We start from the raw sequence: 25,252 nt of genomic DNA, 5'->3' as shown, positions 1-25,252 counted from the left end.
TTTTGTCCGCCATAATAATTCATTAATTACAAAAACCATATTTTCAAAAAGAAAATTCAAAATCAATAGAATTTAAAAAAATTAAAATCAATTAAACAGCAATGAAAATTAACAGTATATCTTCTATGAAGAATAAAATACAAACAGCAACTGCCTTAGTTGTATTCATGTTCGTAAACAACATGATTGCTCAATCCAACAAAGATTTATATGCAGGTATAGAAATTGGGAGTAAGGGAGTAAAGGTTTCTGTTTTAGATGTAGATAACATCAAGAGAGGAAATTATGAAGTAAAAAAGTTTTGGACAGAAAACGTAGGTATTGCAAAAGGCATTTCTATTAATGGAAATCTTGGAGAAGAAGAAATTCTTAAAACGATCAAAGTAGTTAAAGAAAACCTAAAAACAATAGAAACCGAATTCAAAGTACCAAGCGAAAATGTTTTCTTAATAGGTTCATCTGGAGTTGCAATGGCAAAAAACCACAAGGACTTAATAGGTCGAATGAAAGCCGAAACAGGAAAAGACTTGGATTTTATTGATGCAAGCCAAGAAGGAAAGATGTTAATGAAAGGATTAATTCCACCTAACAAATACAAGAATTCATTGGTATTAGATATAGGAGGAGGAAATACAAAAGGAGGTTACGTAGATGTATCTGCCATGGAAGAATTTGTATTTTTCCCTGTAAGCTTAAATTACGGTTCTATCACACTAACTGAAATTGTAAACAAAAAAACAAAATCAGAGGAAATAAGCGATTATAATTCAAAATCTTTTGAATATATGCCTGAGTTACGTGCACAAACAACAGCAATGTTTAATTCTAAGCCAAAAGCTATGGACAAAAGTTCTGTCTATTTTTCTGGTGGTGCCGTTTGGGCTTTCTTTACTCTAAGCATGAACAAAACAGATGAAAATTTTTGCGAGTTTACCATGGATGATGTTATTAGTTACGATGTTGTTATCAAAAACAATTACGCCCGATACAAGCAAATGGCAGCTACTGACAAAGAAATAGAAAGAGTACTGAATACATACTCACAAAAACACCTCATTTCTGGAAATAATATTTTAATAACGCTACTAGAAAACATTCCAGATGTAAAAAATAAAAAATTATATTTCAGTAAAGAAGGACAAATAGCTTGGCTTGTTTCCTACATAGCAGATAGATCAAAGAGAGTTAAGAAAATAATGTAATTTTAAAAAGCTCCTACTTAAAATAGAATCGAAATCGTAAACTACTCTTTATGATTTCGATTTTTTTTATTTTAATGATTTGATACGAATTTTAAATAATGCTAATAAAACTAGTATTTGCCTATAAACATCAAAATTGATCTAAACAAAAAAACAATAATTAAATAAAAGCAAGCTTCATTATTTTTAACTTGCATGGGCACTATGTATTAAACGTAAGACCATGAAAAATATTCAACTTCAAAGAGCATCAACTTCAAAAGAATTACAAGAAATTATCACCCTACAACAGCAAAATGTATCCAATGCCATATCTGCAGAGGAGAAAAAGAAAGAGGGTTTTGTTACTCTTCGGCATACTTTTGAATTATTAGAACAAATGAATAATGCCTGTCCGCATTGTATTGCTAAAGCAAATGATACTGTAATAGGTTATGCACTTGTGATGAAACCAAGTTTTAAAGACACTATTGAAGCTTTAGAGCCCCTGTTTGATGAAATTCAAAACCTAGTACCACAACATAAAAACTATCTCATAATGGGACAAATATGCATTTCAAAAGAATACCGAGGATTAGGTATCTTTAGAAAACTGTACCATTTTTACAAAGAGGAATTGAGTTATCAGTATGACTGTCTTATTACCGAAGTAGCGTCCATAAATACGAGATCGTTAACCGCACATCAAGCTGTGGGATTTAGAACCTTAAAAACATATCAGGAACAAGACATTACTTGGCATATCATGATTTGGGATTGGGCATAAAAAAACCCCGCATGTAGCGAGGTTTTATATTTTTTGAAATTATCTTAATCAACTAAAACAATTACTTTATTGTCTTTCATTTCAATGGTACCCGAGTTAATTTCCAAAGTATAGTTTTGAGAATCAACCATAGTAAATTTAGCAGCAACTTCTTTGGCAAATTTGAAATTTGAAGCTGTAATTTTTACAAGTCCTTTTTCTAAAATAGAAACTATTGGAGCGTGATTATTCAATATTTGAAAACTACCATCAACACCTGGTAAAGCTACCGAAGTAACTTCTGCTGAGAACAATTTTGCTTCTGGTGAAACTATTTCTAATAACATATTTTTTAGTTTACAGTCTCAGTTAACAGTCTCAGTACAAAATACTGAGACTGAACACCGAATCTTAATTTATGCTTCCGCTAACATTTTCTCTCCAGCTTCTATAGCCTCTTCAATAGTCCCTTTAAGGTTGAATGCTGATTCTGGTAAGTGATCTAATTCACCATCAATAATCATATTAAAACCTTTGATAGTATCTTTGATATCAACTAAAACACCTTTTAACCCTGTAAATTGCTCAGCAACGTGGAAAGGTTGAGATAAGAAACGTTGTACACGACGAGCTCTTGAAACGGCTAACTTATCTTCTTCAGATAACTCTTCCATACCAAGGATCGCAATGATATCTTGTAATTGCTTATATTTTTGTAAAATTTCTTTTACTCTTTGTGCGCAATCATAATGCTCATCACCTAAGATTTGAGGAGTAAGGATTCTTGAAGTTGAATCCAATGGATCAACCGCAGGATAAATACCTAACTCAGCAATTTTACGAGACAATACAGTTGTTGCATCTAAGTGAGCAAAAGTCGTTGCTGGAGCCGGGTCAGTTAAGTCATCCGCAGGAACGTAAACCGCTTGTACAGATGTAATAGAACCTTTATTAGTAGATGTGATACGCTCTTGCATCGCTCCCATTTCTGTAGCTAATGTTGGTTGGTATCCTACCGCAGATGGCATACGACCTAAAAGTGCCGATACTTCAGAACCCGCTTGAGTAAAACGGAAGATGTTATCCACAAAGAACAATACATCTTTACCTTGATCAGTTCCTGCTCCATCACGGAAATACTCAGCGATAGATAATCCAGAAAGGGCCACACGAGCACGAGCTCCTGGAGGCTCATTCATTTGTCCGAAAACGAAAGTAGCTTTAGACTCTCTCATTCCTGGCAAATCTACTTTTGATAAATCCCATCCTCCATTTTCCATAGAGTGCATGAACTCATCACCATATTTTATAATTCCTGACTCTAACATCTCACGAAGCAAGTCATTCCCCTCACGTGTTCTTTCTCCTACTCCTGCGAATACCGAAAGTCCACCGTGACCTTTTGCAATATTGTTAATCAACTCCTGAATCAATACTGTTTTACCAACACCAGCTCCACCAAACAATCCAATTTTACCCCCTTTTGAGTAAGGCTCAATCAAATCAATTACTTTGATACCTGTGAATAAAACTTCAGAAGAAGTTGATAAGTCTTCGAATTTAGGTGCTTGACGGTGAATTGACATTCCGTTTTCACCTGTTTTAGGTAATTCTGGCAAACCGTCAATAGCGTCACCAATTACGTTAAACAAACGTCCGTAAACATCTGCTCCAATTGGCATTTGGATAGGATTTCCTGTTCCAACTACTTCATAACCTCTACTCAAACCATCTGTTGAGTCCATCGAAATGGTACGAACCGTGTTTTCACCAATGTGAGATTGTACTTCAAGTACTAATAAAGTACCATCTTTTTTTGTGATTTCTAACGAATCATAAATTTTTGGAAGTTCAACATCCTTACCGTTGAAAACTACGTCAACTACTGGTCCAATGATCTGGGCAACTTTTCCTATTACTTTCGACATTACTTATGTATTTATTAAATAGCTATTTAGGTTTATGAAATAGTTCCAATCGAAACGTATCGATTAAATGCTTTTTTCAGTGTGCAAAGATAATTTTTTAAAATATAAAATCAATTATTTTTTAGAAAAAATGGATATTTTTAGTAGATCCCACATAAACAACTAAAAAAAAGAAAAATGACAACATTATTCTCAAAAAAAAGAAAGACCACTTACAAAGCGTAAGTGGTCTTTAAAATATCATTTTAAATAAGAATTTATAGAGTTTCTGGATATAAAATACGATACAAACTTACATCTTTGTTTTTGAAATTTGAACCGAATTTTGCATTTATAGCATCTGTAAACAAATTAGCTATAATTGCATATCCTCTTGGACTTGGATGAACACCATCTAAAGAAAACATACCACCTGTTACAAAGGCCGAAGTTACTCGGTAATTATTATATACTATTCCTCCATTTGCCAACTGATCCGTTACTGATTTTAGCTCTACAAATGCCAAACCTTTTGAATCAGCAATAGATTTAATAGTAGCATTGTATGCATCGGTAGCAACCTTAACCTCTGCAACTTCTGCTTTTGTTAATACATGAACATCTCGCATTGGAAACGTTACACCAAAAGCATTTAAAGGCGCAGATGGCGCAAAACCAAGTCCAGAATTTGCAGCTGTTGGAGCAGCAGCAATTGCAGACTGAGCTGTAAGTACCACAAGATCTTCTCTTGTAGCCTGTCTAGCTTGACCAAAAACTTGCCCGTAGAACGCTGCAGTTTGAGCTCCTAAAGTAGGTGTAAACGCAGCAGTTAATTGTGCAGAAAGATTTGGAAGACTCTCATCCATTATCAGCAAAGGGTTTGCAGCAGTAGTAGACAATAATTCTATCCTGGATCCAGCACCAAATGCAGTTAAAGCTTGTTTTAATGGCCCGTATAATTGTAGATTCAAACCTTGAATAGTAGCAGTTCCAACAGCAACATTTCCACGACCTAAAACTGATGCAGTCAATGGATTAAAAGGAACTGTTGTAAAATACGGCAAAGCCGTTACATAAGGTAAATTTGCCACAACACCTTTTGCTCCCTTTGCAGTCATTGCATTCACGATGTTATTGTAAGCGCCTGCAAAAACAGTTGGATCAGTGATATCATTACTTGCATAAGTTGCAGGATTCATGTTACCGGTTTGATTTCTTCCTGAACCTCCAGAAGTAGCATACCCGAGCACATCATTACCACCAATCCACAATGAGAAAAAAGTAGGATCTTGAGCAACTGCATCAGCAACAACCGTTGCCGAAGCTGATGTAGCAAATCGAGCGAAGTATGGATTTGCAGCACCCGAAGCTACACCAGCCACATTACCATATCCAGGTGCTACTAAATGATAACTTTTTGCACCTGGAACACCCAAGTTACTAAAAGGACCTGTAAGTTTTGTAGTAACTTCTGTTGAAGGTCTTCCCGAAACAGGCAATGGCGTTGGAGATGTTAAAGGCGGAGGTGGCGTTGTATCAAAAAACAACCGCACTCCTAGTATAGGATTTCCTCCCAAAAGGAGACCTCCAAGATTATCAGCCATTAAAGGAGTCTTAAATTCCCCACCACCTACTAATGCAAACTGCTGCGCTATAATGTTAGCATAGGAACCTTTTTGTCCTTCAATAAATAAAGCATTATCACTAAAACCTGCGGCATAAGAATCTCCAAGCGCTACATATTTAGTAACCACCGCAGTACCAGCAGTCAAGGCTTCTCCATTTGAAGAATTAGCGTCTATTACAACTTCATCCTCATTATTACACGCTACAAATGCTAGCGAAGCAAATAATAGCCATTTGAAATTTTTTATCATTGTTCTTTTATTTTACTGTTAATTTAATCCTTACGGGTTGATTGTCCAAGATGCAAAATACTGTTGTCCAATAAGACCTGCTCCCAACACTTGACCATATTCTTTACCTCCTATGTTTGAAGCCCCTACTTTTAGAGTAGATTTCAAAGCAGGAAAGTTATAATTCAATTGAGCATCAATTACAGTTGCAGCATCTATGGTTCCATCAGCAAAAGAAGATTGCCATAAATATTCACTGTTCCAACGTCCGCTTACATTAAATCCGAAATTTTTGAATAATTTCTCATTTCCAATAGAAGCCTTAACTCTGTGTTTTGGAGTATTGAACCCTGCTTCAAAACTAGCATCTTTAGACTGATCAAAATCAAACTCAGCATAGTTGTAGTTAGCACCTACTTCAAAATCTTTATATACTTTTCTAGACAATCCTATACCAAAACCTAATGATTTTATTTCTAAAGCTGTGTTTGTGTATAATTGAAAAGTTCTTGTATTACCAGTACGTAAAGCATGAACAGATCTACTACCTTCATCAGCAGGAAAAATAGACAAATCACCACCAGTAGGAGTTGGTGAATCCTGGGCTGTACCATACAATGGAGCTACAACATTCAGGTTTCCAATAAAATTATTATAAACATTATAGTATCCGTTTATATCAATTGAAGTTCTATTAATAAAAGAGCGGTATCCCAATTCAATCGCTTTAACTTCTTCAGGTTTTACCAAACCTGCATTTGTTTTTTGTAATAATGCAGCGTTACCAGCAGCACTAAAAGCCGTTACCGATGTAGCAGTGTAAGAATTATCATAAGCAATTGTGCCGTTTATATTTCTTGATGCTCCAACTGTTGAAACTGCCGCTCCCGTAATAGGTAATGTCTCTGTAAAACGAGTCAAGTTATCAGGCGCCGAACCTAACAAGATTGCACTACCAACATTAAATCCGATGTATTGATCTTGAGTAGAAGGATTTCTAAAACCTGTTTGAAAAGACCCTCTAAAATTATGATTTTTGTTTTGCCCTGCAGAATACACAACAGAAACTCTAGGAGAATAATTCCCAACAAAATTTTGTGCCTTGTCAAAACGTAGTGAAGCCGTTAGTTTCAAACGATCGTCAATCATTTTTTTCATCACTTGCGTGTACGCTCCGTATTCATTATATTTTATAGGGCCATTAGCATCTGTATAAATTCGACCAAATGAATTTAACTGATATTCTCTGTAAGAACCACCCACTTGAATTTCAGCAAATTTGATCAAATCTTTAAAATTATAATTGACATCAGAGTGGTAAATCTTTGAATTATCAACAAGTTTTGATCCTGTTAAAACACTCGCTTCGTTTGTTACTTGATTGAACGCATTTTTAAATTCAGGAGTTCCCGGCAAGAATCTTCCTGTATCTGCTTTTACTCTAGCGGCTCTATGAGCATCTGCAGGCAACATACCACCTAATGTTGATTGTACATATGAATTGGCATAATCACCAAACCATTGTTGATCCGACTTCCACTTGCGATTTATGTTAATCCCCGTAAACAACATGTCATAGGACTGCCCTCCATCCTCAGTTGTTGTATACCCTCTCAAAAAGAAATTCTTTCCTTTGAATTCTAATTTATGTTGTTGCATGAAAAAGTTATTCAAATAATAACGGTTAGCACCTTGATAAACAGTATTACCATAACCAAATTTACTTTGAACTATTACTTCTAATCTTTCATCACCAAAAGGACGAATATGCAAAGACGCGTCTATTTTAGTATTTGAAACTTTATTATCAGTTAAATCAACCTCGTTATAACCTGTTCTTGAAACTTTATCAGTTGGCAAAGTAGGAGCAGGAATTACTGTTGACACTTCGTCACCATAAACATTGATACCATCATATCCATAATGATTTCTATCTCTACCAGCTACCGTTTTATCATCATAATTTACAGCATGCCATTCAGTTCCTCTCATGTAAGCAAAGTTGGCTTTTGCTGCAAAATATTTATTAAAAGCCTTAGCCATACGTACACCATAATCTACGTAATCATTTGTTCCGGCTGCTTTTTGGCTGGTTTGACCAAATTTAGCATACGCTCTTATTCCTTCACTAGTAAATGGGCTTTTACTAGTCATAAACAAAATTCCGTTAAAAGCATTGGCACCATACAAAGCAGAAGATGCTCCTGGTAACAACTCCACTGATTGCACATCAATTTCAGAAACACCGATTAAGTTTCCTAAAACAAAGTTTAATAATGGCGAAGAGTTATCCATACCGTCTACTAACTGCATAAATCTTGTATTTGCAACTGTAGCAAAACCTCTAGTGTTAATAGACTTAAAAGACATACTTGAAGTGTTCATTTGAACTTCTTTCATGTTCTCTAAACCGTCGTAAAAAGAAGGAGAAGCCGTTTTCTTGATTTCAGCAATTCCCATTCTCTCAATAGTTACTGGTGATTCAAGAACACGCTCAGGAGTTCTGGACGCAGAAACTACGATTTCATCAAGCTTGTTCTCCTCATCTAGTAATTTCACAGTAACCTTTTGGCTACTTGAAGTAATAGATACTCTTTGTGAAGTAAAACCAACAGTGGATACCTCTATTACAAAGGGTGGTCTTTTAGGTGATTTCAAAATAAAGGCACCTGTTACATCACTTGTGGTCCCTGCAGATTCTCCAACAACCTTAATGTTGGCTCCAGGAATTGGCTGGCTGTTACTGTCTGTAACAACACCTGAAATTGTGCTTTGCGCAAAAGATAGGCTGCAAAAAAACAATGTCAAAAAAAGTAAATACACTCTCATTGGTCTATAATTTGTTGGTTTATGTAGCCAAAGTACAAATATTTTTGATATTATTAAAAAAGGAACAAATAAATTTCATATTTAGCATATATATTACTGGAATTACGATTAATTCATATTTTGTGATTGTTATTTTTCTGTTAATTTTTAAGCCCTAAAAAAAGGTTTTCATTATGCATGCATACAAAAAATGAATATTTCATAATTATTATCATAATTTTTAGCTATTTCGTAAAAGTGCAAAAAACTATAAAAATCAGGAGCTAAAAGAATAAATTTCATATAAAAGAGGCAAAAATAGTAGTCATAAAAAAACCCCGAAAATTAATTTCGGGGTTAAACTTATATTCTATCAATTACTATTTATTCAACAGTAACTGATTTTGCTAAATTCCTAGGTTGATCCACGTTACAACCGCGCATTACTGCAATATGATAGGATAATAATTGTAAAGGTATTGTTGTAATTAATGGCGATAAAGCGTCTGAGGTTTCAGGTATTTCAATCACATAATCAGCTAATTCTCTAACTTGTGTATCCCCTTTTGTAACTACAGCTATAATCCTTCCACTACGGGATTTAATTTCCTGAATGTTACTTACAATTTTATCATAGTGACCTTGTTTTGGTGCAATAACAATAACCGGCATAGATTCATCTATCAATGCGATAGGTCCATGTTTCATTTCAGCAGCAGGATAACCTTCAGCATGAATATATGAAATCTCTTTTAACTTTAAAGCTCCTTCTAGTGCAACCGGAAAATTATAGCCACGACCAAGATATAAACAATTAGGAGCATCTTTAAACACAGCAGCTATTTCTTGTGCTTTAGCATTCGTTTCAAGAGCTTCTTTTACTTTTTCGGGTATGATTTCAAGTTCTTCTAAGTATGTATGAAATGCAGAGTGTGACAAAGTTCCTTTGGCTTTTGCTAATCTCAAAGCAATCATTGTTAAAACAGTAATTTGAGTAGTAAACGCTTTGGTTGAGGCAACCCCAATTTCTGGACCCGCATGTGTGTAAGCACCCGCGTGAGTTTCTCTTGAAATAGAAGAACCTACCACATTACAAACTCCAAAAACAAAAGCACCGTTTTCTTTAGCTAATTTAATGGCAGCCATTGTATCGGCAGTTTCACCTGACTGTGAAATTGCAATAACGATATCTTTTTTGTTTATAATTGGGTTTCTATATCTAAATTCAGATGCGTACTCTACCTCTACAGGTATTCTTGCAAATTCTTCAAAAATATATTCAGCTACTAATCCTGCATGCCACGAAGTACCGCAAGCAACAATAATAATACGATCAGCGTTTAAGAATTTTTCTAAGTTATCCTCTATACCTGCCATTTGAATCAAACCTTCATTAGCATGCAAGCGACCACGGTAAGTATCTTTAATTACGTTAGGTTGCTCATATATCTCTTTCATCATGAAGTGATCATAACCTCCTTTTTCAATTTGCTCTAAATTCATTTGGAGCTCTTGAATGGTAGGATTTACAAGTGAATCATCTTTAATTTTTCGAACTTTCATAGGTTTGTGCAACCTAATATTTGCCATTTCACCGTCCTCTAAATAAACAGCATTTGATGTAAATTCTATAAATGGGGAAGCATCAGAAGCAACAAAAAATTCTCCTTCACCAACACCTATAGCTAGTGGGCTACCCAAACGGGCAGCAACAATTTCATTTGGATTTTTTTTATCGAATACAGCAATTGCATAAGCACCTACCACTTGGTTTAAAGCAACTTGAACTGCTTTACCTAGTTTTAATTTATCTTTTTTCTGTACTTCCTCAATTAAATTTACTAAAACCTCGGTATCTGTATCAGAATGAAAAACGTATCCTCTTTTTGAAAGCTCTGCTTTTAACGGAGCATAATTTTCAATAATTCCATTGTGAACGATAGCTAAATCTCCTGAATTTGAAAGATGCGGATGTGAGTTTACATCATTTGGAACCCCATGTGTAGCCCAACGGGTATGCCCTATGCCTATACTTCCGTTGGTGGTTATTTCTTGAGATGCTTTTTGTTCTAAATCTGCTACTTTACCTTTCGTTTTTGAAACTTTTAAATTTTCTCCATCAAAAAGCATAACACCAGCACTATCATAACCTCTATATTCTAGTCTTTTTAGTCCTTTAATTACTATAGGGTAAGCTTCTCTATATCCAATATATCCAACGATTCCACACATATTTTTTTCTTAATTAGGTTTTGTAAAATAAATTTCAAGTTTCAATCTCTTATCTGCCGGAACAGAACTATTCCCTCCAAATAAAATAGTCCCTAAAGGATTCATAACTGATCCAACAGGTACTTCACGTACAAATGAATTGGCTGATTTTACTTTGTATGAGGTAGATTTAATTATATCCTCAGTAACAACTAATCCAAGCTTCACATTAGTAGAGTCTTTATTGTTGATTAAATTCCTAAGATGGTTGGTAATTCTAATCTTATAAGAAGCACCTCTTTTTGTGGTTGCATTTTTAACTAATTGACCTCCATAAATAACTTTTCCTTTCTTGGCATCAAAAGTATTATCAGTATCGTCTACAGCATAATCAAACATTACTCGGTTATTTGTAAAGTCATACAAATATATTCTTTGAGGCTCCACACTACTAGCCATTGCAGACGCATCTATATGAAAAACCAAATTAGCTTCATTGACCAAAAGTTTTTTACCATCAGCTGGAAATCTTAAATCATCTAACTGATCTGAAATACCGTTTGGACCCGTAAGAGTACCCGTAGCAGTATATCCTTTTACATCTGTTTTATCAAAAAGTTCTACTACAGCAAGCGAACCTTCTCCTCCTCTTAAGAAAAACTTATCATCACCAGTAGAAGTGTTTCCAGTAAAAGGCAAATTATTGTAAGCAGAACCACTAGTAGAAAAATCATTACTCAATAAACTAACGGCATTACCCGTCATGTTTAGTTCGATTGTCTTTTTAACACGAGTAGTTGTGGTTACTCCGCCTGTTGTAGTGACTAAATCCTCATTGTATTTAATGGTAATCTTACCACTTTTAAAATTAAGCATAGCTAGATTTCCTGGACTAGTTCCTGCTTTTTCAATTTTAAAATACAAACCTCTAAAATAGTTCTTGAAAACATCGTTATTTGCTAATTTCCCAGAGTTAATTGCATCAATAATTCGGGTTTTAAAATAACTTTTATTCAAATTCAACTGCATTTCAGGCGGACCATAAGTAGTTGTTTCAACCTTTGTAACCGTGTCTTTTGCAATAGTCTTTTTTGCAGTAGCATCAAAGAAAAATTCATCGTTTTGCGATTTATCAGAACTATCATTTAAACGATTTGGCTTCTTAAAATTATCAAAGTCTGCATTTTGATCTGAAAAATAACGCTGTTGTTGCTGAAAACCTCCATTAGGATCAGCATCACGCATAAAAAAACCTGACTCATAAACGCTTAGTTTCATCTTGGCTTTTTCAGGACCATAAATAGAATCTAATACATAGGTACGTGAACCATCGGTGTTATTTTTTGTTTGGCTGTTATCCACAAAGTAAGGAACTGTTAATACTACGCTTTCTATAAAAGGATTTGTACTAACAGAAGTTACTGCTGTAGCTAGTGTAAGTTGTGTATTAAAATTGGCAGTAGTTTCACCAAAATTGCTACTATTGTAAATTCCAAGCGGGTTTACATCTAAATTATTAGACTGTACAACTCCTGTTTTTTGATTGTAGCCAGATACGCCGAACGATTGTTTATTGAGTTCAAAATTGTTATCTCCTAATAAATCACCACCTATTTCATTGAAATCTTTATCGCATGAAGCCATAAAAATCACAGTTAAACCAAGGAAAACTTTCTTGAATAAAGAATTATTAATCATATGTATTAAAAAGGGTTAATTTAAAGCATTTCGTTTATGTAGAAATTTGTATACGCCTCGGCGAATGCATCTTTCGGTGCGAAAGGTAAAAAAGGTTTTCCTGAAGATTCTATAAATTTTGTTAAACTTGGCGTCAGTGAATCAGAAGCGATAATTACTGCGTCAGAATGCTTTATGGTGGTTTTAATAATATTCTCGTAGTTAGGGATTTCAAGATCAGCTATTGCATCTTCTGGAACACCATCAAATTTTACTTTATTGATCATTTCAACATCAAGAGTACCATCAAAAGACTGACTGTAAACAGATGTTACAATTTTTGTTTCTGAAAATAAAGCTTCGTTTTTGTAAAAATGCTTCATATAAACAGGCAACATAGCTGCTAACCATCCATGAACGTGGATAATATCTGGAACCCAGTTGAGTTTTTTTACTGTTTCTACTACACCTTTTGCAAAGAAAATAGCGCGCTCATCATTATCAGAATACATAACACCCTCTTCGTCAGCAAAAGTTGCTTTACGTTTAAAGTAGTCATCATTATCAATAAAATAAACTTGTATACGCTCTTTTGGTATCGATGCGACCTTAATAATTAAGGGCATATCCAAATCATTTACTACCAAATTCATCCCCGAAAGTCTAATTACCTCGTGTAATTGATGTCTTCTCTCGTTAATATTTCCATACCTTGGCATAAAAATTCTTATCTGTCCACCTTGATCATTAATCATTTTTGGAACGTCATAAGACATTAAAGAGACCTCGTTTTCAGCGAGATACGGCACCACTTCAGATGATACATATAATATCCTCTTATCTTTCATATTGTAATTTACTTTATTTATTGGCAATAAAAACCACGCAAAATTACAAAAATTTATGCAGTTATTAACTAAAATAGTAAGTTTGCATTTAATTTTAATAATACTACCATGCCAATTTTCTATGGAAAAGCACCTTTGATGGACTATTTAAAATCTATTAAAGATAGTCAAAAGACTATTGGGTTTGTTCCTACAATGGGCGCTTTGCATGAAGGTCACCTTGCATTAATGAAAAAATCATTGCAAGAAAATGACGCTACAGTGGTTAGTATTTTTGTTAACCCTACACAGTTTAACAATCCAGAGGATCTAGAAAAATATCCCAGAACTCTTGAAGAAGATGTTAAAAAGCTTACAAATCTAGACGACCGTATTATTTTGTATGCACCAACTGTTGAAGATATTTATGACGGAAAACCAACTTCTCAGCCCTTTGATTTTGATGGACTTGAAAACCAAATGGAGGGCAAGTTTAGACCTGGTCATTTTAATGGCGTAGGTACTATTGTAAAACGTTTGTTTGAGATTGTTACTCCCAATAATGCTTATTTTGGAGAAAAAGATTTCCAACAATTACAAATTGTAAAAAAGATGGTTTCAAAAAGTAAACTTCCAGTAAATGTTATAGGTTGTCCCATACACAGAGAAGCCAACAATCTTGCTATGAGTTCCAGAAACGAACGCTTAACACCTCAAGAACGAGAGCAAGCATCACTGATTTACAAAATTTTAAGAACTGCAAAAGAAAAATTCTCAAAAGACAGCACGCTTACGATTTCTAAATGGGTTCAAAAAGCGTTTGAAAATAACACACAATTCACCCTAGAATATTTTACGATTGCTGACGAAGCTACACTTTTAACCTGCACTCGAAAAAATAAAAATAAAAAATACAGAGCTTTTATAGCGGTAATAGTCAACAATATTAGATTGATTGATACCATTTCATTAAATTAATTTACCTTTGTAGCATGCAAATCCAAGTCTTAAAATCAAAAATTCACCGCGTTAAAGTAACCGGAGCAGATTTAAATTATATCGGCTCTATTACTATTGACGAATCACTGTTAGAAGCATCTAATATTATTGAAGGTGAGAAAGTTTCAATTGTAAACATCAATAACGGAGAACGTTTTGAAACCTACGCAATCAAAGGAGAAAAAAACTCCGGAACCATTACACTAAACGGTCCCGCTGCCAGAAAGGTACAAAAAGATGATATCATTATTATTATTTCGTATGCAGGCATGGATTTTGAGGAAGCAAAAACATTTAAACCATGGATTATTTTCCCTAATGAAAATGACAATTCACTAACATAAATCCACTAGCAGAAGTGGGTTATAATGACACTACCACAAACACGCACCTCAGTTACAGGCAGTGTTTGTGGTTTTTTTGTGAAAAAAAATAGAGAAAACTAATTGAAACGCAAAGCAATTAAAAACCTAAAATCACAGCTAAATCACGACTTACAACATAAAAAAAGAGAACTCCTGTAATAAAAAACAAATATTATAGTATCTTGCTTTGTAAATTACACATAAAATAAGACCCCTACCAAATCTAACCTTGTAATGAAAAAAACACTATTATTATTGCTGTTTAGCGTGACCGTTTTTTCTCAAAAAACATCCTTTACATTCGATTCTCAAATACTCGGAGAGAAGAGAGAACTGACTATAAGCCTGCCGCTATCAATAGAAAAAAACCCAAATAAAAAATATCCAATCTTGATCCTTTTAGATGGAGATTATTTATTTGATCCTTTTTATGGAGCGTTACAATATGGTGCCTACTGGGATGATCTTCCTGAAACCATTATTGTTGGCATTCATCAAAATCAAAAAAACGAACGCATAGATGACTCTATGCATGATGACATAGAGGATGAACTCACTGGTAAAGGAGCCCAGTTTTTTAATTTTATAGGAGGAGAATTGATCCCTTATCTAGAAAAAAAATATCCCACAGCACCGTTTAGAATCATAGCTGGACATGACACTACCGCAGGGTTTTTAAACTATTTTTTGTACAAAGAAAATCCGCTATTTCAAGCCTATATTTCACTTGCACCTGAACTTACAAAAGGTATGCAGGAAAGATTACCTGATGAACTTTTAAAAACCAAAAAATCTATTTTCTATTATCAGGCAAATGGAGATGGTGACATCCGCAAAATTCAAAATGGAATCAAAAACCTAGATACTGGCTTACAGGAGGTTAAAAATCCATTAGTACACTATAAATTTGATAATTTTAAAAACACATCACATTATGCTGTGGTACTTCAAGCAATTCCTAATGCGCTTTACCATTTCTTTGAATCTTACAAACCCATTTCTTCATTAGAATTTAGTGAAAAAATAGCCAGTTTACCCTCTGGTTATGTAGATTATTTAGTGGCGCGCTATGACACTCTTTATGAAAATTTAGGTTTAAGAACACTAGTGAGACTCAATGATTTTAAAGCCATTGAAGCAGCAATACTAAAAAATAAAGCTTACTCAGAACTGGGACAACTCGCCGAAATTGCAACAGTTAACTATCCGAAATCCATGCTTTCAGATTATGAACTGGGTTTAATGTATGAAAAATTGGGCGACCCCAAACGAGCAGCAAAATACTATCAAACAGCATCTCAACAAGAAGAAATAGGTGATTTGACTAAAACAATGATGCTTGAAAAATACGAGGATATGATTACTCAAATACCAAAAAAATAATGTCAAAAGTAAAAACTACTTTTTTTTGCCAAAATTGCGGTTCTCAATATGCCAAATGGCAAGGACAATGCAATTCTTGCAAAGAATGGAACACTATTGCCGAAGAAATAATTCAGAAACAAGAAAAAGTGGCTTGGAAGAGTGAGCCCACTCCTACTAGCAAAGCACCACGACCATTGCGCATTAATGAAATTGATTCGGCGCAAGAGATTCGCATGGATACTACTGATGGCGAATTGAACCGCGTTTTAGGTGGTGGTATTGTTCCAGGTTCTTTGATTCTTTTAGGCGGTGAACCAGGCATTGGAAAAAGTACGCTTTTGCTGCAAATTTCCTTAAAATTACCTTACAAAACGCTATACGTATCCGGCGAGGAAAGTCAGAAACAAATAAAAATGCGAGCCGAAAGGATAACACCAAGCGGTGACAATTGCTACATCTTGACCGAAACCAAGACACAAAACATCTTCAAACAAATTGAAGCCATTCAACCAGAGATTGTAATTATAGATTCCATTCAAACTTTGCATACGGATTATATTGAATCGACTCCAGGGAGTATTTCTCAAATCAGAGAAACTACTGCAGAACTAATAAAATTTGCCAAAGAAACCAACATTCCTGTGATTCTCATCGGTCATATTACAAAAGATGGAAACATAGCAGGCCCTAAAATTCTGGAGCACATGGTGGACACGGTGTTGCAGTTTGAAGGAGACCGCAATCACGTTTATCGAATTTTACGCTCTTTAAAAAACAGATTTGGCTCTACGGCCGAGATTGGCATTTATGAAATGCTCGGTAGCGGATTACGAGAAGTGGCAAATCCATCTGAAATATTGATTTCGCACAAAAACGAGGAATTATCAGGTACCGCAATTGCCTCAACTCTGGAAGGCATGCGTCCTTTGATGATAGAAATTCAAGCACTCGTAAGCACCGCAGTCTACGGAACGCCACAGCGAAGTACCACAGGATACAATGCCAAACGACTCAACATGATTTTGGCAGTACTCGAAAAAAGAGCTGGTTTTAGGCTTGGCGCCAAAGATGTATTTTTGAATATTACAGGCGGAATTTCGGTAGACGACCCCGCGATTGACTTAGCCGTTGTTGCTGCCATTCTATCTTCAAATGAAGACATTCCGGTTAATAAAGATTTTTGTTTTGCTGGCGAAGTAGGACTTTCGGGCGAAATACGTCCTGTAAACCGAGTAGATCAGCGCATTCAAGAAGCAGAAAAACTAGGATTTTCGACCATTTTTGTATCTAAATACAATAAAATCACATTAAAAAACACGGGTATACAAATTAGGATGGTCGCTAAAATAGAAGATGTAGCAAGTGAGCTATTTGGATAACTATATTTATTGTAGAAAAATTTAAATTATAAAATGGAAATTCAATATTTACCTGAGCAAATAGAAACCAACAGCGATAGTGAACTACAACTGTATGAATATTTTATTTCAAAAAGTATCAATAAAAACAAGGTGCAACTTTCTAAAAATGTTTTTAGTTTTCTGCTCAACGGAACAAAAGAACTTGTTACTCAGAGCCATACAAGACGCATAGAAAACGATAAATTTGTCATTATCAAAGCGGGTAATTGCTTGATGAGCGAAAGCATTTCTATGAGTCAAAATTACCGAAGTATGCTGCTTTTTTTTTCAGACAAAGCCGTTGAAGACTTTCTAAAAAAATACGATTACAAGAACAATCACAAACAAAATAACGATCCTTTTATTATCACAGAATACGATCGGGTAATTCAAAATATTGTTAAGAGTTTAATTCACCTCCAGACACAACCTATTGATTTTATCAACAAAATGCTGCCGTTAAAATTTGAGGAAATTCTACTGTATCTTGTACAAATCAAGGGTATCGATTTTTTATTAAACTTTGTACATCACCAAAATCCATCGGCAAAATCATTTGTAGACACGATGCACAAAAATGCTTTGAACAATTTAAGCATCCAAGAACTCTCGTTTTTATGTAACATGAGTGTTTCCACTTTTAAACGCAACTTTGATAAAGAATTTCAAACAAGTCCAATCCGATGGTTTCAAGAAAAAAGATTAGAACATGCGGCTTACTTGTTGCAAACCAAGAAAATGCGCGCCTCTGATGTCTACGAAGTAATAGGTTTTGAAAATTTATCGAGTTTTGTTCAAGCGTATAAAAATAAATTCGGAACTACTCCCAAACAATCACAAATCAACATTTGAACTTTTAGCAACATTTTTTGAACTTTTTAGTTTTAGAGTTTACCTCCATAATAATGACTTTTGCATTGTAATTTAAAAGCATTCATCATGCAAAAATCAATTTTATTTTTATCAGCTGTACTACTTTTTACAGGTACTCTTTTTGCTCAAAAAACATTTACACTAAGCAGTAAAGATATGGGCGGATCCTTTACCATTCAAAATGAATTTAATGGATTTGGCTGTAACGGAAACAATGCATCGCCACAATTAAGTTGGGAAAATGCTCCTGAGGGAACAAAGAGTTTTGCCATTACTTGTTATGATCCAGATGCACCTACAGGAGCAGGATGGTGGCATTGGGTAGCCTTTAACATCCCAACCAATGTGAATGAAATTGTTTCAAAAGCAGGAAATCCAGCTTTAAATTTAATGCCAGCGGGAACTGTACAAAGTACTACAAGCTTTGGAGCGACTGGTTTTGGAGGTCCATGTCCGCCAGTTGGTCACGGAATTCACACCTATATTTTCACCGTTTACGCACTAAAAACGGACAAACTAGGACTAGACGCTACTGCAAACCCAGAGTTAGTTGGTTACAATTTATGGGCCAACACCCTTGCAAAAGCAACTATTGTAGCACATTATAAAAGATAATAAATGCGAAGTCAAATTAGCACTTGACTCCGTTGGTGATGGATTTAAAATCTTCAAAATCAACAATCCTATATCGGGTGAAGTAAGCAGAATGATCGAAGCACAATTTAACGAATTAGCCGAAGCACTAAAACTAAAATACACAAGTAGCGAAGCTTTAAGTGCTGCCCCAATTGAATTACGTACCCAATTTAAAATTAAATAAGAATACAAAAATGAACATTACATTACAACAAGCAGAAGCAGTAATCGCTGCAGCAAAAAACAAATCAGAAGAAATTGGAACTAAAATGGACATTTGCGTAGTAGACGCAGGTGCAAATTTAGTTGCTTTTGCTAGAATGGATGGCGCATGGATAGGATCTATTGACATTTCATTCAAAAAAGCAAAAACATCAGCGTGGTTCACCATGGACACTGCAACTTTAACACCGTTAGTAAAACCTGATGCTCCGTTATACAATATTGAGCACAGTAATGGCGGATTGATTACTTTTCCTGGAGGTGTTGTTATCAAAAACAATGATGGTGAAGTAATAGGAGCTATTGGAGTAAGCGGAAGCACCGTAGAAGACGATCACCTTGTAGCTGACTTTGGAGCCAAAGCGATCCTGTAACCTACAAAACTACATACTAAAACAGCCTAACAAACTTTTGCTTTGTTAGGCTGTTTTATTTGTAGTCAGAGAAGATAAAATAATAACTTGACTAGGAATAAAAATCAACTACATTTTGACTGCATCCTATTTAATAAAAACAAATAAAGTATATTTACCATGCATTTCGCATCTATAAAAACTGAAATAAACCGCACTACTACCCAACAATGAAAACCTATCAAGACCAACTACAAATTGTAAACTCCTTTCATGAAATGGGGGAAACTATTGCTGCAGCAAAGTTCTTGATAGAAGAATACGGCCTTACACACCCCAACTTTAAAGGTTTTGAACTCAGAGAAAAAGCCAAGCCTGAATTCATCCTAATGACTACCGAAGGTGCTTTGGGTGAACCACAAATTATTCGGATACCGGAGAATACTTTTGAATATCCACTTCCCTTAATGCTCAACTTACTCCTTCATGAGATGATTCACGTGGCACAAAAAACGCCTGAAAACACCATTCATGATAAAAATGAAAGGGAATGGCAAGCCTATTATGAAATGCTTTTTCATGAACAATACCCGCAAGTTCCTGAACTATCTCATTTTCACAAACGTTTTTTTGCCCATAAAGCACTGGAATATTTCACTCGAATGGGCGAAGGCTCTCCGCTACAAATAAAATACGGAACACAAAAACAAAAAGTAGACAAATTACTGCTAGATTTAGCCTAGAAATGTTCAGGACCATAGTTAAGGGAAAGTCACTTTGCAAATGCTACAATTCATTTTCATAAGGTAAGTTGGTACTCGATAAAATCGAGCACCAGTTAACATGAACAAACGAGCCAGCTGTATTTTCTTGTTTTTTAATCCTTTCTTACCAATCAGGCTTGTAAATTAAAAAATCTTTGGGTAAATCTAGAATTTTGTATTGATACAAATAACTGTCATTAATTAATTCTAAAGTATCCCTTTTAATTTCTTTAAAGTTCTTTTTGATTAATCCTCCACCTTGTGGGTGTTCAAAATAAATTTGAATTACTAAATTTTTACCATCATAATTGTAATATGCCATTTTAGCTTTTTTAGGGTCTAATGATTTAATATCACTCTCATAATAAACTTCAAATTCTCCAACTCTACCATTGGCATAGAATTTTAGAAACTCCTTTTTTAAACTGTTTGGCCTTTGATTGTATTTTATATTTATAGCATCAACCAATTCATATAATTTTGTGGTATCAATGATTTTATAAACATCAGGATTTGAATTTGATTTTATTGTAAACCGATAAGGCTTTAATCTAATATTACCATAATCAGTTCGGGCATAAAAACAACTTGCCATACAAAGTAGAAGTGCTAATAGTATTGTTTTTTTTACCATGATGTAAAACCGTTAGATGTTCTGTATTGAGAATAAACTTTCCAATTCCAAGAAGTATTTACAAATTCATTATCGCCTATCATTCTGTGTATAACTGCATTTTGGATGGCGTGTCGAACGTGTTCACTATTTACGCCCACACGATAACCACCATAACCAACAGTTAATGCCCCTAGCCTGTATTTTGTTCCTTGTTCGTTTGTTGCTGAATTTTGGTGACAAACTCCCATTGGGTCTTTAAAACCATATTTTTTTTCCTTCTGTTTCCTGATCAGTTGTATTTCTTTGTCCAGTAAACAAGTTAAATCCTGCGGTAAATTTCCCAACAGATAAATTTAAAGCTGCAGTTCTATAATTATCGTTAGCATCTCCAAGTTTACTTAAAACATGACCCCCATCATTTTCATACGTAGCTCTAAAGTCGCCACTATGAATACCTAAAACTCCTGTTCTTTGGCTAAATTCTTTTATACCTCCAGTGCCACTCCAACTGTTTGCTCCTAAAAAAACTCCCTGTTTCCATCGTCATAACTAGCTAAAATAGAGTATTTCTGTCTTGTTTTGTCTGTTCTTGCTTAATTAATGACTACATATACTGAATCAAAATATTTTTTAAATCCGATTTCAATAACTCCATATTGGTATCTAACTTTTTCTTTTTTACTACTTCTCCAAGCAAATCTAATTTTTGCAAAATAGATTCTTTCAAAAAATCATAACGCTCTGATTCACTTTTACTAAAGAAATTACCATAATTTACAATTATCGGAATACCAATAGATTTTTCTTTTTTTCTATAACTTTCTATATCCTTTAAAGCTTGCCCCATCATTGGTATTGGATTTATATAGAATTGAAACAAAGCTAATTTCAAATCCTTGCCATAATCGTCTCGGTTCAACTTCTTAATAACTTCACAAATACCTTTTTCACTCCATACATAAGCCCTAAATAACTGTCCTTGCTCTGTTGCTAAATCCTTTGTTTTTTGGTCAGAATCGAGATATGCTTGTGTAACAGATACATAGCAACCAAATATATTTTTATCATCAATCATCTTAGTGCATATTAAGGTTTAGGGGTGTAATTTTGTGGTACTTGTCAATCTTTACGGGTACGGAATAAAATTCCGCTCTATCTAGCGTGGACAAATCCGAGAGATCGGGTTAATTCTCAAACAAAAATTTTATCTTATCTTCTAATTTAATTGAAAATACAACTTCAAATAAATGTTTATCAGATTCTTGCCAATTAGTCACCACATCTTCTAAAATATTGAGATAAATTTTTAAATCATCATTGTTTGAAATATTCAAATCATCATGAATTAATGATATTTTCTTTTGTTCAATCCATTTTAAATCTATTAAACAATCATATAAAGCATCCCAATTATATCCAAAATAATTTGGGAAACTTAATCTTGAACTTATGTACTGTAACAATCCATTTTTATCAATAATTTCTGGAGGAATAACCAAAACACAATCGTTACTTGATTTATAATTTAAAACATTTGGCAAAAACTTAAAAGAATTCATTTTTTTATTTTTTTATTAATATAAATGATTTGTAATGATCGACTGTAAACCACACTTCACCATTTTGTCCCGTTACTATTCTCATTAGTCCAGGACCACTAACACCCGGGGTTGGATGAACAAATTCATTATAATATCCCACTGGCGCTCGTTTGTAACGAGTGTCATCTTACTTTCAAAAAAATAATCCATAGCGTTTGCAACGCGGTAAACTAAAACAAGATTTAATTTATACATGTAAATTTTTCTATTAAAATAGCGGATTCAAGTCATATATGAAACTTTTTCTTGATTTGTTAATTTATGTAAATATACTTGGTTAGGTGTTTTATAACCAAATCTTTTTCGGGGTCTATTATTTAGTTTATTCTCTACTGCTTAAACCTGTCTCGCGCTCTACGAAGTGTTCTCTAAAACAAAACGTTGTTAAATACTAGGTGCATTGCGAATATCTCCGAATTCGTACCCAATCCGATACACCACCATAACTTTGTCAAACTCAATATTCATTGTACCTCGTAAAATTATTCAAATTCAAGACATCAACAAGGGGAAAGTCTGCTTTTTCGATTTTCACCAAGCCTGTATCAGAAACATAATTACTAGCACTGGAGTAAATATAGTGTGATGCTTTCTCTACAATTCCTGCATGAACAGGGTGATAAAATAAGTAGTTTGTACCACAACCAATTTTAAAAGCAAGATAGCCCTAAACAATTTATATGCTAATGGTTTATTAAACTTTAGGTTAACCGCATACAAAACAAGGGAAAAGTTGCTATTTTAGCCACCCCAAATCAATACAGTAAACATGAAAATCACAAAACAAAAAATTGGTCTTTTTTTTAAGATACTCCTCGTGGTAATATGCCTTATTGTAGGAGGTTTTTTTGTGTTTAGAGATGCCGTTTTACAACAAACACTTGACAAAATTTCAAATGAAATGACGGTAGAATACAACAGTAGTTTCACCGTTAAAAAAGCCTCATTTGATGGTTTATCTGGACTAAGTATGTCTGAAATCACACTAATCCCTAAAGATGCTGATACCCTTTTTAAAATTGAAAAAATAAAAACAACCGTTAACCTCTTAAAACTAATTTCGGGCGAGGTGCAACTGGGAACATTAGACATACAAAACGGTTACATCCAACTAGTAAAAAAAGGAAAAAAAAGAAACTTTGATGCGTTCTTGAAAAAGGATCCCTCAGCGGAAAAAACCAATAAAAAAAGGGACTATGCCGAATTTGCTTATGCTCTTATCACCAAAATATTGAATTTAGTTCCTACAGATATGGTGCTAGACAATCTTGCTTTTAAAATAGATGATAACGGCAAAAAAACAAACATCAATTTTCAAAAACTACGTTTGGCCAATAAACAATTGGAGACATCCATAAAAGTAGAAACCAATACCATCTCACAACGGTGGAAACTTAAAGGTTTTGCAGATCCAAGAAATAAAAAAGCAGACATTCAGTTTGTAAACATTGATACTGGCGCCATTAAACTCCCTTATTTTGATGAACGTTTCAACCTGAAAACTAGTTTCAACACCATACGATTGAATCTTGAAAACATTGACAAAGATGGTGATGAGCTACACATTGATGGTTTTATGGCTATTGCCAATTTAAAAATCAATCATCCTAAAATAGCCAATAAAGATGTAGTGTTGCAAAATGCTAAGTTTGACTACCGTTTTTTATTAGGATCTGATTTTATTTCTATTGACAGTACTTCAACCGTACAACTCAATAAGATAAAATTCCATCCTTACCTAGCCTATGACACTGCTCTTGACACGCTCTACAAACTCAAGGTAAACATCCCAAAAATGAAGGCTCAGGATTTCATAACCTCTTTGCCTGAAGGCTTATTTACGCATTTCAAAGGCATGGAAGCAAGCGGAACTTTCTCTTATAAATTGGATTTTGCTTTCAATAAAAACAAACCCAACCGTTTGGTTTTTGACAGTACTTTAAAGAAAGAAAACTTAAAAATTACAAAATATGGCGACGCGAACTTAACCAAGCTCAATGGAGAGTTTGTATACCGCGCCTTGATTAATAACGTATTGCAAAGACCTGTACTTGTGGGTACCGCAAACCCTAATTACACCCCATTAGATCAAATTTCGCCTTACTTACAAAAATCAGTTTTAACTACTGAGGATCCTTCGTTTTTCTCACATCGCGGCTTTATCAGTGAGGCTTTTAAACAATCGATCGTAAAGAACATTAGAACCAAAAAATTTGCTCGTGGCGCTAGTACCATTAGCATGCAACTCGTGAAAAATGCTTTTTTGAGCAGAGAAAAAACACTTTCGCGCAAGCTAGAAGAAATATTATTAGTTTACATCCTTGAAAACAACAGGATTGTGAGCAAAGAACGCATGCTGGAAGTGTATTTTAACATTATCGAATGGGGTCCAAATGTATATGGAATTGGCGAAGCAAGTCAGTTTTATTTCCAGAAAACACCAGCGGAGTTGTCTCTAAACGAATGCCTATACTTGGCTCGAATTATTCCGAGTCCAAAGAAATTCATGTATCAGTTTAACGATCAAGGATTGTTGAAAGATTTTGCAACAAAACAGGAAGTTTTTTTGACAAAAATAATGTTACGAAGAGGACTCTTGACTCCAGAAGACACCTTGTATACTTCAATACCTATTTTTATCTCAGGACCTGCACGTTCTTTTATAAAGTTCAAAGTACTAGATTCAACCCTGATAAAAGTAGATTCACTTGCCGCAGGGACTGAATTTGATTTCTAAATCTCTCAAAAAAACTAAAAACTCCAGCCGAAAGATTCATTTTTCTGCTGGAGTTTTTGTTAAGGAAGGCTCATTGCTAATAGTTGTT

Annotated in this window: 24 protein-coding genes; 11 read left to right on the top strand and 13 right to left on the bottom strand. The window is 34.4% G+C overall.

What is annotated here, in order from left to right:
- The first annotated feature begins 125 nt into the window (after positions 1 to 125).
- Positions 126 to 1,202: an exopolyphosphatase gene (locus tag LQ189_RS15975; RefSeq protein ID WP_086454112.1), complete on the top strand. Its 1,077-nt coding sequence runs from the start codon at positions 126 to 128 to the stop codon at positions 1,200 to 1,202.
- A gap of 223 nt (positions 1,203 to 1,425) precedes the next feature.
- On the top strand, positions 1,426 to 1,968 hold the full coding sequence (locus LQ189_RS15970) for a GNAT family N-acetyltransferase (protein ID WP_230158542.1): 543 nt from the start codon (positions 1,426 to 1,428) through the stop codon (positions 1,966 to 1,968).
- Positions 1,969 to 2,012: 44 nt separating this feature from the next.
- Here LQ189_RS15970 and LQ189_RS15965 read toward each other — a convergent pair whose 3' ends face one another.
- From LQ189_RS15965 to LQ189_RS15935, 7 genes are all read right to left on the bottom strand, one after another.
- On the bottom strand, positions 2,013 to 2,294 hold the full coding sequence (locus LQ189_RS15965) for a F0F1 ATP synthase subunit epsilon (RefSeq protein WP_230158541.1): 282 nt from the start codon (positions 2,292 to 2,294) through the stop codon (positions 2,013 to 2,015).
- A gap of 69 nt (positions 2,295 to 2,363) precedes the next feature.
- Positions 2,364 to 3,875 carry a F0F1 ATP synthase subunit beta gene (gene atpD, locus LQ189_RS15960; RefSeq protein WP_086454109.1) on the bottom strand — a complete coding sequence of 504 codons (1,512 nt, stop codon included), beginning with the start codon at positions 3,873 to 3,875 and terminating at the stop codon, positions 2,364 to 2,366.
- A gap of 257 nt (positions 3,876 to 4,132) precedes the next feature.
- Positions 4,133 to 5,731 (bottom strand): SGNH/GDSL hydrolase family protein, encoded by a 1,599-nt coding sequence (locus LQ189_RS15955; RefSeq protein ID WP_230158540.1) that lies wholly within the window; start codon positions 5,729 to 5,731, stop codon positions 4,133 to 4,135.
- 30 nt (positions 5,732 to 5,761) lie between these two features.
- A complete protein-coding gene (locus LQ189_RS15950; protein ID WP_230158539.1) occupies positions 5,762 to 8,539 on the bottom strand; it encodes a TonB-dependent receptor in 2,778 nt (925 codons plus the stop codon).
- A gap of 363 nt (positions 8,540 to 8,902) precedes the next feature.
- On the bottom strand, positions 8,903 to 10,750 hold the full coding sequence (gene glmS, locus LQ189_RS15945; RefSeq protein ID WP_230158538.1) for a glutamine--fructose-6-phosphate transaminase (isomerizing): 1,848 nt from the start codon (positions 10,748 to 10,750) through the stop codon (positions 8,903 to 8,905).
- A gap of 9 nt (positions 10,751 to 10,759) precedes the next feature.
- The gene (locus tag LQ189_RS15940; protein WP_230158536.1) at positions 10,760 to 12,427 is read right to left on the bottom strand and encodes a DUF4270 domain-containing protein; all 1,668 of its coding nucleotides are present in this window, start codon (positions 12,425 to 12,427) and stop codon (positions 10,760 to 10,762) included.
- A 20-nt stretch (positions 12,428 to 12,447) separates the two neighbouring features.
- Positions 12,448 to 13,254 (bottom strand): glycogen/starch synthase, encoded by an 807-nt coding sequence (locus LQ189_RS15935; protein ID WP_230158534.1) that lies wholly within the window; start codon positions 13,252 to 13,254, stop codon positions 12,448 to 12,450.
- 108 nt (positions 13,255 to 13,362) lie between these two features.
- On the opposite strand from LQ189_RS15935, the gene panC reads away from it, so the two are divergent.
- The 8 genes from panC (at position 13,363) to LQ189_RS15895 (ending at position 20,189) form a co-directional block, all read left to right on the top strand.
- Positions 13,363 to 14,211, top strand: coding sequence for a pantoate--beta-alanine ligase (panC, locus tag LQ189_RS15930; RefSeq protein WP_230158532.1), 849 nt, complete (start codon positions 13,363 to 13,365; stop codon positions 14,209 to 14,211).
- Between the two features lie 14 nt (positions 14,212 to 14,225).
- Positions 14,226 to 14,576 (top strand): aspartate 1-decarboxylase, encoded by a 351-nt coding sequence (panD, locus tag LQ189_RS15925; protein ID WP_230158530.1) that lies wholly within the window; start codon positions 14,226 to 14,228, stop codon positions 14,574 to 14,576.
- Between the two features lie 255 nt (positions 14,577 to 14,831).
- Positions 14,832 to 15,980, top strand: a complete 1,149-nt coding sequence (locus LQ189_RS15920; protein ID WP_230158527.1) for an alpha/beta hydrolase-fold protein — start codon at positions 14,832 to 14,834, stop codon at positions 15,978 to 15,980.
- Positions 15,980 to 17,341, top strand: coding sequence for a DNA repair protein RadA (gene radA / locus LQ189_RS15915; RefSeq protein WP_230158525.1), 1,362 nt, complete (start codon positions 15,980 to 15,982; stop codon positions 17,339 to 17,341). The genes LQ189_RS15920 and radA overlap by 1 nt, the downstream gene beginning before the upstream one ends.
- A 33-nt stretch (positions 17,342 to 17,374) precedes the next feature.
- On the top strand, positions 17,375 to 18,214 hold the full coding sequence (locus LQ189_RS15910) for an AraC family transcriptional regulator (RefSeq protein ID WP_230158523.1): 840 nt from the start codon (positions 17,375 to 17,377) through the stop codon (positions 18,212 to 18,214).
- Positions 18,215 to 18,301: 87 nt separating this feature from the next.
- The gene (locus tag LQ189_RS15905; protein ID WP_230158522.1) at positions 18,302 to 18,850 is read left to right on the top strand and encodes a YbhB/YbcL family Raf kinase inhibitor-like protein; all 549 of its coding nucleotides are present in this window, start codon (positions 18,302 to 18,304) and stop codon (positions 18,848 to 18,850) included.
- Positions 18,851 to 19,065: 215 nt separating this feature from the next.
- Entirely contained in the window at positions 19,066 to 19,467 is a 402-nt protein-coding gene (locus LQ189_RS15900) for a heme-binding protein (protein ID WP_230158521.1), read from the top strand.
- Positions 19,468 to 19,676: 209 nt separating this feature from the next.
- Positions 19,677 to 20,189, top strand: a complete 513-nt coding sequence (locus LQ189_RS15895; RefSeq protein ID WP_230158520.1) for a hypothetical protein — start codon at positions 19,677 to 19,679, stop codon at positions 20,187 to 20,189.
- Between the two features lie 145 nt (positions 20,190 to 20,334).
- Here LQ189_RS15895 and LQ189_RS15890 read toward each other — a convergent pair whose 3' ends face one another.
- From LQ189_RS15890 to LQ189_RS16325, 6 genes are all read right to left on the bottom strand, one after another.
- Positions 20,335 to 20,844, bottom strand: coding sequence for a hypothetical protein (locus LQ189_RS15890; RefSeq protein ID WP_230158519.1), 510 nt, complete (start codon positions 20,842 to 20,844; stop codon positions 20,335 to 20,337).
- Positions 20,838 to 21,170: a polymorphic toxin type 23 domain-containing protein gene (locus tag LQ189_RS15885; protein WP_255667907.1), complete on the bottom strand. Its 333-nt coding sequence runs from the start codon at positions 21,168 to 21,170 to the stop codon at positions 20,838 to 20,840. Before LQ189_RS15885 ends, LQ189_RS15890 begins: the two co-directional genes overlap by 7 nt.
- Entirely contained in the window at positions 21,082 to 21,279 is a 198-nt protein-coding gene (locus tag LQ189_RS16330; RefSeq protein WP_370634899.1) for a polymorphic toxin type 23 domain-containing protein, read from the bottom strand. The genes LQ189_RS15885 and LQ189_RS16330 overlap by 89 nt, the downstream gene beginning before the upstream one ends.
- A 151-nt stretch (positions 21,280 to 21,430) precedes the next feature.
- Positions 21,431 to 21,901: an Imm44 family immunity protein gene (locus LQ189_RS15880; RefSeq protein WP_230158518.1), complete on the bottom strand. Its 471-nt coding sequence runs from the start codon at positions 21,899 to 21,901 to the stop codon at positions 21,431 to 21,433.
- Between the two features lie 109 nt (positions 21,902 to 22,010).
- The gene (locus LQ189_RS15875; RefSeq protein ID WP_230158517.1) at positions 22,011 to 22,385 is read right to left on the bottom strand and encodes a barstar family protein; all 375 of its coding nucleotides are present in this window, start codon (positions 22,383 to 22,385) and stop codon (positions 22,011 to 22,013) included.
- Positions 22,386 to 22,389: 4 nt separating this feature from the next.
- Entirely contained in the window at positions 22,390 to 22,527 is a 138-nt protein-coding gene (locus LQ189_RS16325; RefSeq protein ID WP_370634880.1) for a ribonuclease domain-containing protein, read from the bottom strand.
- Between the two features lie 669 nt (positions 22,528 to 23,196).
- On the opposite strand from LQ189_RS16325, the gene LQ189_RS15870 reads away from it, so the two are divergent.
- Positions 23,197 to 25,164 (top strand): transglycosylase domain-containing protein, encoded by a 1,968-nt coding sequence (locus LQ189_RS15870; RefSeq protein ID WP_230158515.1) that lies wholly within the window; start codon positions 23,197 to 23,199, stop codon positions 25,162 to 25,164.
- The last annotated feature ends 88 nt before the right edge of the window (positions 25,165 to 25,252 follow it).

Source organism: Flavobacterium sp. CECT 9288, assembly GCF_918731615.1.
In the GTDB taxonomy this organism is placed as follows: domain Bacteria; phylum Bacteroidota; class Bacteroidia; order Flavobacteriales; family Flavobacteriaceae; genus Flavobacterium.
Note: the sequence above shows the minus strand (reverse complement) of the source record. Positions and strands in the feature narration are given on the sequence as shown.